We start from the raw sequence: 15,245 nt of genomic DNA on the forward strand, positions 1-15,245 counted from the left end.
TAAATAACCACACCATAGCTGTTGTGTATTAAATGGCTAAGCGGTAATATTCATCATGAGGAGGCGGACAACATGCAATGGCAAACAGTCTTATATTTACCAAAACTATTTTCCTTAGTAGACTCGCAAACCGTGACTAGAAATGAGCAATCTGTGACGGTCGAGCGGTATCAAGCGGAACGGGGAATCACGCCCAATAACCAACATATCACGGTTATCTTAGATCACTACAACCAACTAGTTAGTTACAACAATTCTGCTTTTATTGCTCAAGGAGCCATTCCTGATCGCGATGAAGCCACTTCAATCGCATTGCATACCTTTGAAATATTGATGAGTGAATATAAAAAAGAAATGAACTTGATAAAAGTTGAATATCAAAAAAGAGGCTATATTGATTTATCCGGTCATGTGATTGAAGTGCCGGTATTGTGGGTAAAATTTGCACATAAAAATGGTAGCTTTGGTTGGGCAACTGTTGGACCAAACGCACAAATCATTGAGTTGGAGCGGGATACATTATGGAGTACTACTAATGGTGAACGTGAAACAGAAATGTGGAATGATGATACTTGGGTTTTAGCTCGAAAAAAATAAGATTATAGAAAGCATAAGTCTAAACAAGTGAAAAAGTCGTAAAGTGGTCACACTAAAGTCATTTTTGTCGGTTAAACTACTAACAACAGTCAGGAATTGAAATGAAAATGGAGGCTACTTATGGACAATTCATCAGCAAAACTTCTCATGGATCGAATTGAAAGTGCGGAAGCTCAATTATTTCAAATTGAAAATCAGACACTTGGTCATGAACATCAATCAGGTGATATTTCAGTTAAAGTCAATCAAGCTGAAATTAATCAAAGTGCCATCCGGTTACGATTACAAATTGCACGGATGCGGGTGATGTTGGTTAAAATGAAATTAGCAGAAGGCAAATAATAATATAAACAATGTGAATTCAAAAAGAGTCTCAGGAAGAAATTTCCTGAGACTTTTACTTTATCGTACATGGATAATTAACAGAATTAAGTTACTGTTGGTTTCTTTATCGAACGCTTGACCGATTTCTGATGTTTCTAAAATATCGGCAGGGCTTAAATGCTTGTCTAAAGTGTGATTGAGATATTCCAGAACGAAAAGGGCCATGGGATCTTCAATAATATTGACATTCGCACCGTTGCCGGTAAATAAGGTGTAATCATATTGTGAATCTGATTCGCGCAAGGCATTATTAGATGCTTCCAAAGCAGATGCACCGGCTTGTAAAAAGTAGTAGGTAGTTTTGTCTGCGGCCAATACTTCAGTCACGTGCACGGTGTGTTCAGGCTGTTGCTTACCAACACCTTCTAAAAACTCAGCTACTTCAGCGACAACTTGCATGGACTCGCCATTTCGCATTTCGGAAATTAGCTCTTTAACCTCGTTTGAATCTACTTGGTAAAGATCGGCGGTTTCCTCAAAACTGGCTTTTGTATAGCCGGTATCGGAGAGGGTATCAAAATTGGCAATCGTGCGATCCGTTGGGACCAATTGGGTTGCGTGGCCAGTCAGGCGTGTAGCATCCGTGTTTAAAAATGTACCCAGCGCATAAACGCCGTTATATTTGTTGTATTCAGCTCGTTTATTCAGGTAAATGGTGCCCAAATTATTATTTTTCACGTGAAACTCCTTTAATTTTGAATGGTTACTCGATTAATAGATTAACATATTTTGTAGCCGACTAAAATCAAATTTAACGCAGTTGGTTTATGATTTTAATTTACAAAGCTTGGAAATCAGTCTAGAATACCGATTGATTAACTATATCATGATAATGGGAGTGCAAAATGACTAAAACAATATTATTGGTTGAAGATGAGGCAGCGCTGGTCGAGTCTTTATCGACGGAATTTGAATTTGAAAACTATCAAGTTTTGGTGGCCAGAGATGGATTAAGCGCTGTTCAAATTTTTAGCGAACGAAGTACAGAGATTGATATTATTATTTTAGATTGGATGTTACCCAAATTAGATGGTTTAGGAGTTTTGCGACGGATTAGAAATGCAAGCAATGTGCCAGTTATTATGCTGACCGCCCGCGATTATTCTGGTGATAAAGTGGCTGGCTTGTTGGGTGGAGCCGATGACTATGTTACGAAGCCATTTGATACAGAAGAACTTTTGGCTCGTATCCAGGTGGCATTACGTCACCAAGTTGCTGAAGAACCTCAGCAAATCTTTGCCATTGATGATTTGACGCTAGATACACAACGTCGTCAAGTCAAGCGGGGAGATCACAATATTCAATTAACCCAACGTGAGTATAATCTTCTAAAAGCACTTTTCGATGATGTTGGGAAGACTTTTACACGTGACGAATTGCTCGACGTCGTGTGGGGCGTTGATTTTGATGGGGAACCTAATATTGTTGACGTGTATATTAGATATTTACGTAACAAAATTGATAGCTTTCCAGATAAACCTAAATTAATTCACACTACGCGTGGAATTGGGTACGCGCTGTTACTGAATGAATGAGGAACTTTTGATGAAAAAGAAAAGAAAACAAAATAGTTCGTCAATTATGTTACGCAGTTTCATTTGGGTAATTACACTAATCATGCTCATTTCGAGTCTTGCGATGGTGGTTTCTATTGGAAATCAGTTATTGGAAATGACTCGCGAAAACTCCGATGGCATTATTGATAGCCTGGAAGAAACCATCATTGATGATGATGGCGATTGGAATAAGTGGGTCTTAAATAATACGTTAGATACGAGCACCAGCTATGTGCATGTTGTTAATCAACGTGGGGATGCTAAACGAGAGAATTATTATTCACCGGGTACCAAGAAATTATTATCTACCCAAAAGACAAAAGTCCCATTGATTAAAAATTTGTACTATCGCCAGGGACGTGGATTTTATTACTATAGTGAAGGCCGCGCCAAAGGCATTGATTACAAGCTATGGGTGAATTTGGATGAACAAATTGAAATTTTAGAGCGTGCAGTTGCAGTCACTCTCGTTATTTTATTATTGACGTTAATTATTAGCCCGTTGTATATCAATGTAATCGCTGAACGATTAACTAATTCTTTGAAAAAATTAACCAACAGTGCAGAAAAAGCAACCACCACATCGACCGAGCAAAATGCAACTTTACTGGTGCCTGATAGTCCGACTGAGGTGACTAACTTGGCCAACAGTTTTAATCGATTACTGGCTCAAGTGTACAAACAAAATGAAAAGGATAAACTATTCGTTTCTAATGCAGCACATGAATTAAGGACGCCGATTGCGGCCATTCGGAGTCATGCGCAATTAATTCAACGCCGGGGGCATGAACATCCGGAGGTGATTGATAAATCGATTCAATATATCAATGACGAGTCATATCAAATGCAGGCCTTAGTCGATGAATTATTGACGTTATCAAGGGCGGGCCGAGTGGAATTAGAGATGATGCCTGTTAACTTAGCTAAGCTGGTTCAAACTGTTGTGACGAAGTTGGACTCAGTGACCACTCAATCAATTGATATCCAAGCCTCAGCTGGTGCATCTGTCGTAGCCAATGCCGAAAGCTTACAGCAAATTCTAACCAATATCATTACTAACGCTAGTAAGTATTCCCCTAGCGATAGCCAGATTAAAATTAAGATAGTTGATGGGAATCAACCAGTAATTTCAATTTATGATACAGGTTCAGGAATCTCTCAAGAAGATAAGGAGCATATTTTCGAGCAATTTTATCGAAGCCCTGAAGTGCGAGGTACGATTCAGGGGACCGGATTGGGTCTTTCGATAGTTAAGCAATTAGCAGAGTTAAACCATATCACAATTGAATTTGCTGACAATGTTCCACGTGGAACAATCGTGAAATTAATCTTTAACCAAGCACCAGAAAATAATTAATATGAAATATAATCAAGAAGTGAGCAGATTTTATTTTGCTCATTTTTTGTTTTCTGTGAATTTCTCAGATTCAGTTAATTTAAGCACTCTTTTTCCTCGAACTGCATCTCGTTAAAATAGGGGAATCAACTAAATTAACTGAGATGAGGGAACTTCATGATAACTGGATTATTATTTTCATTTTTAAATGTCAATCACTTATTACCGCTGCTGATTTCACAGTATGGTGCATGGGTGTATGTAGGATTATTTATGATTATTTTTATTGAAACGGGACTTGTGGTGTTCCCTTTCTTACCAGGGGATTCATTGCTATTTCTGAGTGGATCAATTGCGGAGATGAGTGCACATTCGTTAAACCCAATCATTTTGATTGTCGTATTGTCAATTGCAGCGATTGTGGGCGATGGTGTTAATTTTGAAATTGGTAAACGAACCGGTCGAAAACTGATTAGTTCTAAGCTGAGTCGCTGGATAAAACCGAAGCATCTGGAACAAGCGGAATTATTTTTTGAACGTCACGGTAATAGTTCAATTTTCATTGGTCGTTTCATTCCATTTATTCGGACGTTCATTCCGTTTACTGCGGGGATGAGCAAAATGAAATATCGTCATTTTGTTGCCTTCAATATCTTAGGCGGTGTTGTATGGGTAACTGTGGTTGTTATGGCTGGCTACCTGCTAGGTAACATTGCTATTGTTAAGGCACATTTTGAATTAATTATGTTTATGATTGTCTTGATTTCCATCTTACCTGTGACGGTTACCAAACTCAGACAACGTTACGTCAGGGGTGAGAGAAATGAAACCGAATAAGAGATGGGTGATGACTGGTCTAATTGCATTACTAGTCTTTGTTGTCATTGTATTAAGTTTGAAAATGAATGCAAACTGGGTCCAGACTTTTGATCTAACCATTCAAGGGTTTATGACCAGTATCCAAGATAGACTAAGAACCCAAGTGATGGGAATAATTACTAGTTTTGGCAGTCCAATGATTGCAATGGGATTAACGCTGTTAATTGCAATCGCCTTTTGGCTCCGCCAGGAACGTTTACTCGCTGGGTGGATTATGGCCGTGCAAATAATGGGCGATGGTGTGGCTTTTATGATTAAGGAGCTAGTCAAACGTCCACGCCCAACTTCAAAATTGATCCCGGATGCTGGTTACAGTTTTCCTAGCGGTCACACGTTTAGTAATGCATTGCTAGTTTTAACTATTTTGTTTATTATCGTACCTTTGTTAGAAGATCAAGAAGTCCAGTTGGTGACAGCATTATTGGCGATTATCTGGATTTGTGCGTTGGTATTCTCAAGGATCTATTTACGAGGCCACTTTGCAACTGATGTTCTGGGTAGTGTGAGTTTGGCAATTGCCTGGTGGGAATTTTCAAGAATTATCTATTTTGAAATTTTGAAGTCCAAGGACAATGTGTCACAAAAAATATTACGACAAGGTCAAAGGTAATCAGCTAGATACTAAAAAAGTAGCCGCATCAACGACTACTTTAGTAAGAGACACTCGATTTGGTAGAAAAGTGATGTCATTTTCCTCACAATTACATGTTAGACGTAATGAATTGTTAATCCAGACATTCGAACCCGACCGGTGACTGTTACTTTTGGTCCGTTGGTGTTACCACGCCCCTTTTCTTCGATGCCACCCATATAATTATTCACGTTGATTATTAGGTTCCAGTCTGCAGGGACAAAGATATCGGTGCCACTTAAATCAATATCCAAATGGATGTTAGCAGTATCGCCTTGAATAGTCGATTTATCAAAATACACTTTGGTACCAGCCATGTAGGCAGTGATATTGGCACTTTTAAAATCGTCTTCTTGAACGTAGCGAACGCTGCCAGTAAAGCGATTGTCAATTTCGATATGACCGTTAATAGCACCATCGATAGTTTCTACGTCAGGGTCAATGGCATGATGATACACATCACGATGATGATGCATGACCCATTCGCCATGGCGCCTGATGCCCGAGCCTCGAAATAAGATTGAAATGCCAATTGATAGCAGCAAGGCCGTAATCAAAATTGGGCCGGCACCAATATTCCAGTTGAGTGGACCTGCGAGAACAATTGCTTCGAGTGCAGCAGAAAAAATGATTCCTATGATACTCTTCGTAAACAGGCTATGAATAAAGACGGCGACTAAAATAATCGATGCGATGATTGCAAAAATGGGGAGGTCAATAGATATGAGCCCCGTTTGTGTGCCGATAAATGTTCCGGCTGCGACAATGAAGAATAGCCCCCAGAAAACTCTGAAAAATTTCATAATAATTACCTCGTTTGATTTAATTTATCTTTAAGTTGCTTAGCGTATCGTCGGGAAGCATAAATTTGTTTATGTGAATCTTGAAATTCAATCAAGACATTGGAAAGCGAACAAGTCAGTGCAAAAATTTGTGCTACGTTAACAATGGCTGATTTAGAGATTCGAATGAAACTATCGGGGAGCGATGATTCCAACTCATACAGTCGATACTTAATGGTAAAAACATCGTTGGCAGTATGTGCATGAACTGCACGCTCATCAGTTTCAAAAAATAAAATGGTGTTGAGACTGAGATAGTATTCACTGTCATCTTTATAGAAAGTAAATTTGGGAACGGTCGTGGCATTAGCTTCTAAAAGTTGTGCTAACCGTTGAATTTCAGCGGTATCTTCTGCCGCTTTAATTACGATTTCAGTATCTGTTAAATTGTCATCGAATTCGAATTTGATTTTCATAACGGGTTCCTTTCGCAAATATTATTACACCATGGAAGACAGACCATGTAAATATATTATGTATAAGTGGATGAAATTTTACCCTAAGTGGTCTGAAATAATCACCCGGGAAATTAACAAATCGAAATGTTGTTCATATGTGAAAAAGTCAGTTATCATAAGCATATAGTCAATCATCAATTGAAAAGAGAGGTAACTGAAATGAAAGCATTTGGATATACAAAGTTTGGTGGCCCGGAAGTATTTGAAACGATTGAAGTGAATGAACCAGAAATCTCTGCTGGTAATCAAGTGATTGTGGAAACAAAAGTGGTGGGGCTCAATAATTTTGAGCGATCACAACGGGCCGGTATGTTTGGCGGCAGTAATTTTCCAATTATTCCAGGACGAGATTTAGTCGGTGAAATTATCCAAGTTGGTGCGGATGTGAATGATTTTCAAGTTGGTGATCTCGTGATTGCTCAAGGTGGACCATCTTATGCCGATAAAGTCGTGCTGACGACATCTCACATTGTTAAAAAACCTGGGAATGTGTCAAATGAAGACGCGGTAGCGTTAGTTACACCAGGAATTACAGCGTATAATATGTTAACTCAATTTACTGAAGTTAAAAAAGGCAACACCGTACTGGTCAACGGGGCTTCTGGTGGAGTGGGTACGATTATTGTACAGGTTGCCAAGGCTTTGGGTGCCCATGTCATTGGGATTGCCTCATCTCGGAATGAACAATTACTCAAAGATTTAGGTGTCGATGAAATGGGTTTTTATGATCAAGAAGATGTTGGCGCAAAATTTGCTAATCAAGCAGACGTAGTGTTGAATGCAGCTTTAAATGGTAATAATGATGCCTTAATTGATCAAGTGGTGAAACCTGATGGACAAGCAGCTACCGTTGGCCAAGGTGCAGAATTACCAAACAAGCCACGGGTGAATGTGGAACACGTCCATCCATTGTCAGCCACAATTAATCATAAGGCATTAACAGAGTTGACTCAAATGTTAGCTAATGGGGATGTTAAAGTCAACATCTTCAAACAATTACCATTGACATTGCAAGGTGTGATTGATGGACATGAGCTGCTAGAGTCATCACATGCTCCTGGTCGCATCGTCCTAGTGCGTTAAGCTCAACTAATATTTAAAATTTAAATGTAGAAAAAATACCATCACAGTCAATGCTGCGATGGTATTTTGCATTATCAGACTAAACAAACCAGTATAAAATCGATAAGCATATGGTGTTGGCAATTAAGACTGCTGGTACATTGTGACTCTTTTGATACAGAATCAACATTGGAATTTCAGCAATCCCAGTGGTAAAAATTGGTCCCCTGTCAATAAAATAGACAATTTAAATAGAGACTTTTTTGTCCTATGCCACGACTAAATTTTGAATTTGAGTTTGATACTCATCTTCAAGTTGATTTGGTGATTTGAATCCACAGTGACTGTGAATTCTAACTGTGTTGTAAAACGTTTCAATGTACTGAAAAACTAGTCGTTTAGCTTCGGAGTATGAATGGATTTTAAACCGATTTATCCATTCACGCTTAATCAAGGCATGAAACGACTCAATGCAGGCATTATCCCAAGGATAAGCTTTCTTTGAATAGCTTAATGTCATGTTAGCTGTAGCTTGATTGTAATCTTCAGACGTAAACTGACTACCACGATCACTGTGCATGATTAATGGCTTGCTAATATGGCGACTGTGCTTAGTCTTTTCAATAAGTGGGATGACATTCGATACCTCCAAGGTTTCAGATAAGTCCCAACCAATGATCCGTCTGGAGTACAAGTCCATAATACTGGTTAAATAAACGAATCCGTCATGAACTGGAATATAAGTGGTGTCAATGCACCAAACGGCGTTTGGTCGCAATGGATTGAACTGCTCGTCTAAAATATTTATTAGCTGTTTATCAAACTTAGAATTGCGAGTGGTAGTCGTCCAAGGGGTTAGGTAAACGGCGTGAATGCCAAGTTCACGCATATACTTACCAACAGTTCGTTCAGCGATCTTATATCCTTTTGAGCGAAGTTCTTGGGTGATTTTGCCGGCACCGTAAATACAAAGGCTTTTGAGCCAAATTGCTTTAATTTCACCTTGAATAAACTTCTTCCGAAGCTTTCGCGGTGATTGGTGATTATGACGCTTTTCTCGTTGATAGTAACCACTTCTTGAGATTCCAACATAATCACACATACCATTGATGGAAGGGTGGGATTCCAAAGCGTGCTGAACGTCCATTTCTTGGTATACCTTTTCGGTAGTTACTTGCTCAGAATCCCGATTGATTTTTTTAACACTTCGATCGCTCCTTCAGCGTCACGAAGTTGACGCTTTAGTCGTGCAATCTCCTTGTCCTTATCGCTGGCAAAATTACCAGAGCCACGGCCAAACTCCCCAGTCTCAGTAAACAGCTTAATCCATTTATGTAATGTACTAGCCCCAATACCTAGATTCTTACTTATTTCATTCATGGTCATGTGATCCTTGTTATCTAAGTAATACTGAACGGCCTGTTCCTTAAATTCCTTGTCATAACTGTGCTTCGTCATTATTTGATCCTCCAATTTACTTCCTTAATTATACTAAATCAGAGTCTCTATTTAACTTGTACACTTTTTATTCTAGGCCCAGGAGGCCCATAATGAAAATTAGAGAAAGGTCATCTGTTGAGTTGGATAGGTTTCAACTATTCTGCGATGCATGTCAGGCCATTAATAATCTATTAACGATTATTCTTGCCTTAAGTCATGCATTTAAGTCAAAAAAATAAAGCAATCGCTTAGGCGACTGCTTTATATCAACATATGATACTAATGTTAGGCGGAGAGTTAACTGCTACGACAGTTAACTCTCTTTTCATCTACTAATATAGTACATCCATCTAAAAAACTCAACCAAAAAAGATTAATGTAAAAGCGCAAAATTAACGTAGTCAATGTAAGCTTGTGAAAAAAATATTAAGAATAATTAAGGTTGAGGAAAATCCTTGAGGTGCTATTTTGACATCGTTATAATGAATTTAAATTGAGGGAGGTACTATGATGGATAGAACTCACGAAATGCGACGCTTGGAACTTAGATTAAATGCAGCACAAACAGAAATTACCTATTTAGCGAGTGCAAATCTCGAAATGGATAAACAAATTACTGCACTGACAGACAACGTACAAGAATTGACGGCGTCACTCCAAGAGGTGCAAAAGCAACTTCAAGCAATCAAAGAATAAGTTACATTTTTTTAAGGACAGTTTGAGCTTTAGCAATCATATCGTATAAGTATCTTTGCTTAGTTTGAATATTTAAATCATGATTCAATTCATTAATTACGCGCTCGGCCTGTTCAGCAATTAACAGGCCTGTTTCTGTGAGCTGCAAATGGTCACTGCGGCGGTCATGATTCGAGACGGATTTTATCACTAATCCATCTTCGACAAGTGAGTTAATCGCACGTGTGACACTACTCTGATTGAGTTGTACAAGTCGATTAAAGTCACTGGAAATGATGTTTGGATTGTCTTTCAATTTCAATAAATAGAAATAGTTGTTGGCGGTTAAACCAAAGGGCTTCAGTTTTATATTGATGGTACTAGCAACTTGCCGGTCTAAAATGGCGAGCTGTTGTACCAAATCAGTTGGTTGTGAATTCATATGGTCAACTCTTTTCAATAGGTTATTTTGTCTCATTGTACCAAAAAATAAGCTGTGAAATAAGGCAAGATACAATTAAAATATGCTGTTTATCCGCACAATTGGATAAACAGCGTATTTAGTTTGTGCTGAGTTTGTAGACTCAAAAAGCGCGTTAGATTTCAAATTATGAATCTAAATAAGTTGGGTTATCTTTGAACATTGCCCAAGTTTGTTTGGTGCGTTCGTCGTTTTCGGCTTTAGTGGCATTTAATTGTTCAGTTGAGGTATCAAAAGTGATGTGGGGAACATCATTTTCCAATTGTGAAATGACGGCCGTAATAAAGTCAGCTAAGTCTGAACCATAGCTATGTTCGTTAGAACCACCCAAGGAAGTATTCACGGCAGGGGGTAAAATTTCAAATACTTTCAAACCGGTAGCATCCACTTGTAACCGGAGGACTTCTGTAAAGCCATGCAGACCAGTTTTGCCAGCGGTATAAAATGGGACCCAAACACCGGGGTTAATGACTAATCCAGATGAGACGTTGACGATGGCGGCATCTGATTGATGTAATAAATGATCCAAAGTCAGGATACTCAAATGCATGGGAGCTTCGAAGTCAATTTGTAGTTCTTGCTGGTAGTAGGACCAGTCTTTATGGGCATTTTGCAAATTAATCCACCGCTGAATGCCGGCATTGTTGATTAAAACACTGTAGTCGGGAAATTTAGCGTTGAGCTCTTCGACTAATTGTTCGCGCGCACTGGCAGTAATCAAATCGGCTTGGATAACATGTAGTCGTGGTTCATTTTGTTGTGCGGTTTGAATATTTTGTTCGTTGAAGTCGACCGCAATAACTTGATTACCCATCTCGATAAGTTGTTGAGCTAGGGCAAAGCCAATGCCAGTAGTTCCACCGGTGATAACGATTGTCTGATTGTTTAGTTTCATAGCAGCAATTCCTCCTTTTGCTGGAAGTATAGCATGTTTGTTACACAATTGCATGCATTTGCATTTAAATTGTGAATGATGATACAATAGCCATGAAAAATGAAAGGAGGGCATCAAAATGATTTTAGTAACTTCAGCTGCCGGACATACTGGTGGCATTATGGTTGAAAGCTTGGTGGCCGGTGGATTTGATGTGGCAGTGACGGATATTGATCCGCAAGTTAAGGAAATCCCAGGAGTTAAGCAGGCCTATGTTGGTGATTTAACGGATTTACATTTTATTCAATCGATGCTGAAAGAAGTTGATCAAGTGGTTTACATTCCACCATTGTTTTCGCCCCAAGAAGCATTAATTGGTCAGCAATTAGTTGATACGGCGGCCGCAGAAAATATTGAACAATTTGTATTCATTTCGGTGACGCATCCAATTTTGACGACGTTGCTGCAACATGTGGCTAAACGAGATGTGGAAGAACATTTAATTTACAAGGGGATGGAGACTGATTTAACCTATACTATCTTACAGCCAATGCATTATATGCATAATTTTGATCCTGAAATGGTTAAATCAACTGGGGAATATCGTATTTTCTATCAACCTGATAGCCGTGTTTCTTATGTGGATCCAGCTGATGTGGCGCAAGTGCTTAAATCGATTCTGATTAAGCCCTCCAAACATAACAAGGCAACGTATGAATTAGTGGGGACAGAACCATTATCACCCAACGAACTTGTGCAAATTTTTAATGAAAAGTTCGATACCAATGCCACAGCAGTTTACGTGCCGGTCGACGAATTCTTAGATCAAATTGGTGCCACGGATTTGTACTTTAGAAAAGGCTTTGAACAGCTAGCTTATTCATACTCCACTTGGGGATTAGATGGTAATTCCAACGTCCTATCATGGTTATTAGGCCGTGAGCCAGTGTCATTTACAGAATACTTGGACCGTTTTGAATTGAAATAGCATACAAAAAGTTCTCGAATTTTCGAGAACTTTTTGTATACATATTAACTTGCTGTTAAACCACCATCAACAGTGACAACTGCACCATTCACAAATGATGAGTCATCAGATGCTAAGAACAAGGCAACTTTGGCAATTTCTTCTGGTTTACCCATTGGCGAAGGACCCAACGCACTAATTGCTTTCATGCCGAGTTCATCTGGATCTTTAATAGTGTTAGTTAAATTGGTTTCCACACCACCAGGAGCAATCGCATTAGCACGAATGTTGTTATAGATGCCATATGTTCCGGCAATATTTTGAGTTAAACCAATAATGCCATGTTTCGAAGCAGTATAAGCGGCTCCACCACGAACACCAAACAACCCACCAACGGAAGCAGTGTTGATAATTACTCCGCCATCTGGTTGATCAAGCATGACGTTGATAGCTTCACGTGAGGCCATGTAAGGGCCATTCAAATTAACAGCTAATACTCGATTCCAATCGTTAGTGGAAGTATTAGTAACCGTTCTAAAGTTATCCAAAATACCGGCATTGTTGACGAGAATATTTACGTGGTCATAACGTTCCACAGTCGCTTGGACTAAGTCAATAATGTCGTTTTCTTTACTCATATCAGCGACAAAGCCAGAAGCTTTTCCACCGGCGTCAGTAATTTCTTTGACCGTCTCATTAATTGCGGCTTCGTTAAAGTCTGCAATCATAACGATTGCACCTTCAGATGCGTACAAACTGGCAATTGCCTTACCCATGCCGGAGCCACTCCCTGTGATAATCGCAACTCTTCCTTCTAATTTTCCTGACATGATGTTACCTCCATATTTGTATTTTTTGCTCTATAATAATTGTACTCCAATAAATGCAGACGCATGCAATATTTGCTTATGGATAATAAATAAAGATCAATTAACAATAATTTGTTAATTAAGTTATTGAAATAATGAATTTCAAAGAAAATTTTTAATGCTCAAAATCACAAAATTTAATATGAGAAAATATTCACAAGTAATATTTTTTGTAATGCAAGAAGTTAAGGATACGTTATAATTAGCGTTAAAAAGGCGTTTGTGAATTTTAGCAAAATTAAAATTAGTTCTTGACTATTTTTTTGAAAGCGGATACAATGGCAATCGTAAAAGTTACTTAACCGGTTAACTTAAATTTACAGCTTTTACATACCATTCAAAGCACGTTAATGCCTTGGTAATACAAGATTTATATATTTTTAAGGAGTTTGTGTATTTTTTAATTTTATTAACCGTTTAACTAAAAAATGTAATGAAAGGATGACATAAATATGTTATTTTCTAATCGAGCAAATATTGACCTAGCAGATTATGACAAGTTGCAAAAAGCGATGACTTTTTTGCAAAATACGGATTTAAATAAAACACCACTCGGACGTAGTAATCAGGAGGGTAGCAAGTTTTATTGCCAAACATTGGAGTATGAAACTGAAGATATTGAAAAACTTGACTTTGAAGTCCATGAAAATCGATTAGATTTGCATTACATTGTTGAAGGTGAAGAAAGAATTGATGTATCACCAGATACACAATTCGTTAAGCTATTAGATTACAATTCTGATCGGGATCTTCAATACGTCCAAGTACCAAAATATTTTAATCAAGTTTTGTTGCATCAAGGTGATTTTGTTTTAATTGGTATGCATGAGCCACATCGGACGAATGGATTTATTGGAAAGCCAGGACATGTTAGAAAAATTGTTTTGAAATTAGGAAGGTAGGAACAATGGAATGAATAATGCGACTTTACAAAGTAAATGGACTGCTAAACAATTCTTTATTATTGCTGGAATTTGGCTTGCATTTTTGATCAGCTTTATTACGCGTTTATCTTGGTCAACGATTATGCCAACCGCAATTGATTCACTACATTTTACAGTTCAACAAGGGAACTCTTACGTTACTATATTTTATATTGGATATGCTATTTCAGTTTTGCCTGGTGGAATGTTAGCAGATAAGTTTGGTTATAAAAAAATGCTGTTAGCAGCCGTCCTGGGGAACTTTGTAGTAATGATTGCAATGGTGTTTATGCAGGGATACTGGATGGGATTTGGATTACGTTTCCTTCTAGGACTAGTAAGTGGTCCTGATTTATCAGCATGTTTGGGAATCATTACAGAATGGTTTGATGGAAAAAAGAGGGCAACAGCTACTGGTATTTTTAATACATGTACTTCGTTTGGATTAACAGTTATTAATATCTATGCTCCTTCAGTAATGGTTCACTATGGTTGGAGAGCAACAATGGGTGTAACAGCACTATTCCCACTTGCTGCATTATTCTTTGCATACTTTGCTTTGAAGGGCAATCCTCCATTTCCACAACAATTTGGAATTAAAAAAGCAAATGGTGAGGTTAAAACAGAGTCAGCAATTTCTCGCTTGAAAGGTGCTATAAATAATAGAAGTGTTTGGATGCTAGCTATTACAGGATTGTTTGCAACTGGTGCTAAGTGGGGAGTTACAAATTGGGCTAACTTATTTATCGTAAAAAGTTTGAAATTTAGCGTAATTACTGCCGGAACTGCAATGTCAATTTTTGGTATAACTTCCCTTGTATCAATGATAGTTGCTGGCTGGATTTCAGATCATTCTAAGTGGTCACGTCATGTGTGGGCATCAATTTTTATGGCTATTTTTACTCCAACAATTATTGGCTTTGCACTAACCCCACATGGGAACTTATTTATGCTGTATTTCTGGACAGGTGCAATGGGTGTTGGCGCATTTATGTTTAGTACTATTACCAACAATCTTTCAGTGGAAGTAGCACCTACTGATCAAAGAGGAACAGTTTCGGGGTTCATAAATGCATTTAACCAATCAGGTTCGTTCTTAGCACCAGTCTTGTTAGGGCAAATCTTAGCTGCCACTGGTAGTTATGTGTCTGCATACTTGATTATTTCGGTATTTCCACTGATTGCAGTGGTTGCACTACTGTTTGTAAGAGAATCGGATGCAGATAAGTATGCTGCAGCACCTGCCGCAGCAATTGAAGAGTAAAACAAAA

19 protein-coding genes are annotated in these 15,245 nt (G+C 38.4%); 11 read left to right on the forward strand and 8 right to left on the reverse strand.

The features are described 5' to 3' along the window. The first annotated feature begins 72 nt into the window (after positions 1 to 72). Positions 73 to 597, forward strand: coding sequence for a hypothetical protein (locus F0161_RS00560; RefSeq protein WP_150203106.1), 525 nt, complete (start codon positions 73 to 75; stop codon positions 595 to 597). A 120-nt stretch (positions 598 to 717) separates the two neighbouring features. Beyond that, positions 718 to 939, forward strand: a complete 222-nt coding sequence (locus F0161_RS00565) for a hypothetical protein (RefSeq protein ID WP_137601671.1) — start codon at positions 718 to 720, stop codon at positions 937 to 939. Positions 940 to 999: 60 nt separating this feature from the next. Here F0161_RS00565 and F0161_RS00570 read toward each other — a convergent pair whose 3' ends face one another. Further along, positions 1,000 to 1,659: a hypothetical protein gene (locus F0161_RS00570; protein ID WP_150203108.1), complete on the reverse strand. Its 660-nt coding sequence runs from the start codon at positions 1,657 to 1,659 to the stop codon at positions 1,000 to 1,002. 167 nt (positions 1,660 to 1,826) lie between these two features. Between F0161_RS00570 and F0161_RS00575 the strand changes: the two genes are divergently transcribed. The 4 genes from F0161_RS00575 (at position 1,827) to F0161_RS00590 (ending at position 5,362) form a co-directional block, all read left to right on the forward strand. Then, positions 1,827 to 2,516, forward strand: coding sequence for a response regulator transcription factor (locus tag F0161_RS00575; protein ID WP_150203110.1), 690 nt, complete (start codon positions 1,827 to 1,829; stop codon positions 2,514 to 2,516). 10 nt (positions 2,517 to 2,526) lie between these two features. Further along, positions 2,527 to 3,894, forward strand: a complete 1,368-nt coding sequence (locus F0161_RS00580) for a sensor histidine kinase (RefSeq protein ID WP_150203112.1) — start codon at positions 2,527 to 2,529, stop codon at positions 3,892 to 3,894. A gap of 156 nt (positions 3,895 to 4,050) precedes the next feature. Continuing rightward, positions 4,051 to 4,710 (forward strand): VTT domain-containing protein, encoded by a 660-nt coding sequence (locus F0161_RS00585; RefSeq protein ID WP_150203114.1) that lies wholly within the window; start codon positions 4,051 to 4,053, stop codon positions 4,708 to 4,710. Then, the gene (locus tag F0161_RS00590; protein ID WP_150203116.1) at positions 4,697 to 5,362 is read left to right on the forward strand and encodes a phosphatase PAP2 family protein; all 666 of its coding nucleotides are present in this window, start codon (positions 4,697 to 4,699) and stop codon (positions 5,360 to 5,362) included. The genes F0161_RS00585 and F0161_RS00590 overlap by 14 nt, the downstream gene beginning before the upstream one ends. A 98-nt stretch (positions 5,363 to 5,460) precedes the next feature. On the opposite strand, the gene F0161_RS00595 is transcribed toward F0161_RS00590, so the two are convergent. Beyond that, on the reverse strand, positions 5,461 to 6,186 hold the full coding sequence (locus tag F0161_RS00595; RefSeq protein WP_137601677.1) for a LiaF transmembrane domain-containing protein: 726 nt from the start codon (positions 6,184 to 6,186) through the stop codon (positions 5,461 to 5,463). A gap of 5 nt (positions 6,187 to 6,191) precedes the next feature. After that, complete coding sequence (locus F0161_RS00600; RefSeq protein ID WP_150203118.1) at positions 6,192 to 6,641, reverse strand: LytTR family DNA-binding domain-containing protein; 450 nt, start codon at positions 6,639 to 6,641, stop codon at positions 6,192 to 6,194. Positions 6,642 to 6,842: 201 nt separating this feature from the next. Here F0161_RS00600 and F0161_RS00605 point away from each other — a divergent pair, with 201 nt between their 5' ends. Further along, positions 6,843 to 7,766, forward strand: coding sequence for an NADP-dependent oxidoreductase (locus F0161_RS00605; RefSeq protein WP_190318882.1), 924 nt, complete (start codon positions 6,843 to 6,845; stop codon positions 7,764 to 7,766). A gap of 247 nt (positions 7,767 to 8,013) precedes the next feature. On the opposite strand, the gene F0161_RS00610 is transcribed toward F0161_RS00605, so the two are convergent. Together F0161_RS00610 and F0161_RS00615 are read right to left on the reverse strand one after the other, a co-directional pair. Beyond that, entirely contained in the window at positions 8,014 to 8,892 is an 879-nt protein-coding gene (locus F0161_RS00610) for an IS3 family transposase (RefSeq protein ID WP_150203122.1), read from the reverse strand. Positions 8,893 to 8,915: 23 nt separating this feature from the next. Continuing rightward, a complete protein-coding gene (locus F0161_RS00615; RefSeq protein WP_003688751.1) occupies positions 8,916 to 9,203 on the reverse strand; it encodes a transposase in 288 nt (95 codons plus the stop codon). A gap of 489 nt (positions 9,204 to 9,692) precedes the next feature. Here F0161_RS00615 and F0161_RS00620 point away from each other — a divergent pair, with 489 nt between their 5' ends. After that, on the forward strand, positions 9,693 to 9,881 hold the full coding sequence (locus F0161_RS00620; protein WP_190318883.1) for a hypothetical protein: 189 nt from the start codon (positions 9,693 to 9,695) through the stop codon (positions 9,879 to 9,881). Between the two features lies 1 nt (position 9,882). Here F0161_RS00620 and F0161_RS00625 read toward each other — a convergent pair whose 3' ends face one another. Together F0161_RS00625 and F0161_RS00630 are read right to left on the reverse strand one after the other, a co-directional pair. Beyond that, positions 9,883 to 10,302: a MarR family winged helix-turn-helix transcriptional regulator gene (locus F0161_RS00625; RefSeq protein WP_190318884.1), complete on the reverse strand. Its 420-nt coding sequence runs from the start codon at positions 10,300 to 10,302 to the stop codon at positions 9,883 to 9,885. 166 nt (positions 10,303 to 10,468) lie between these two features. Continuing rightward, a complete protein-coding gene (locus F0161_RS00630; protein WP_190318885.1) occupies positions 10,469 to 11,236 on the reverse strand; it encodes an SDR family oxidoreductase in 768 nt (255 codons plus the stop codon). 118 nt (positions 11,237 to 11,354) lie between these two features. On the opposite strand from F0161_RS00630, the gene F0161_RS00635 reads away from it, so the two are divergent. Further along, positions 11,355 to 12,203: an SDR family oxidoreductase gene (locus F0161_RS00635; protein ID WP_150203130.1), complete on the forward strand. Its 849-nt coding sequence runs from the start codon at positions 11,355 to 11,357 to the stop codon at positions 12,201 to 12,203. A 44-nt stretch (positions 12,204 to 12,247) separates the two neighbouring features. On the opposite strand, the gene F0161_RS00640 is transcribed toward F0161_RS00635, so the two are convergent. Further along, positions 12,248 to 13,012: a glucose 1-dehydrogenase gene (locus F0161_RS00640; protein WP_150203132.1), complete on the reverse strand. Its 765-nt coding sequence runs from the start codon at positions 13,010 to 13,012 to the stop codon at positions 12,248 to 12,250. Positions 13,013 to 13,503: 491 nt separating this feature from the next. Between F0161_RS00640 and F0161_RS00645 the strand changes: the two genes are divergently transcribed. Together F0161_RS00645 and F0161_RS00650 are read left to right on the forward strand one after the other, a co-directional pair. Further along, on the forward strand, positions 13,504 to 13,953 hold the full coding sequence (locus F0161_RS00645) for a YhcH/YjgK/YiaL family protein (protein WP_150203134.1): 450 nt from the start codon (positions 13,504 to 13,506) through the stop codon (positions 13,951 to 13,953). Positions 13,954 to 13,963: 10 nt separating this feature from the next. Then, positions 13,964 to 15,238 carry an MFS transporter gene (locus F0161_RS00650; RefSeq protein ID WP_150203135.1) on the forward strand — a complete coding sequence of 425 codons (1,275 nt, stop codon included), beginning with the start codon at positions 13,964 to 13,966 and terminating at the stop codon, positions 15,236 to 15,238. The last annotated feature ends 7 nt before the right edge of the window (positions 15,239 to 15,245 follow it).

It is taken from the genome of Paucilactobacillus nenjiangensis (genome assembly GCF_008632615.1).
Taxonomy (GTDB): domain Bacteria; phylum Bacillota; class Bacilli; order Lactobacillales; family Lactobacillaceae; genus Paucilactobacillus; species Paucilactobacillus nenjiangensis.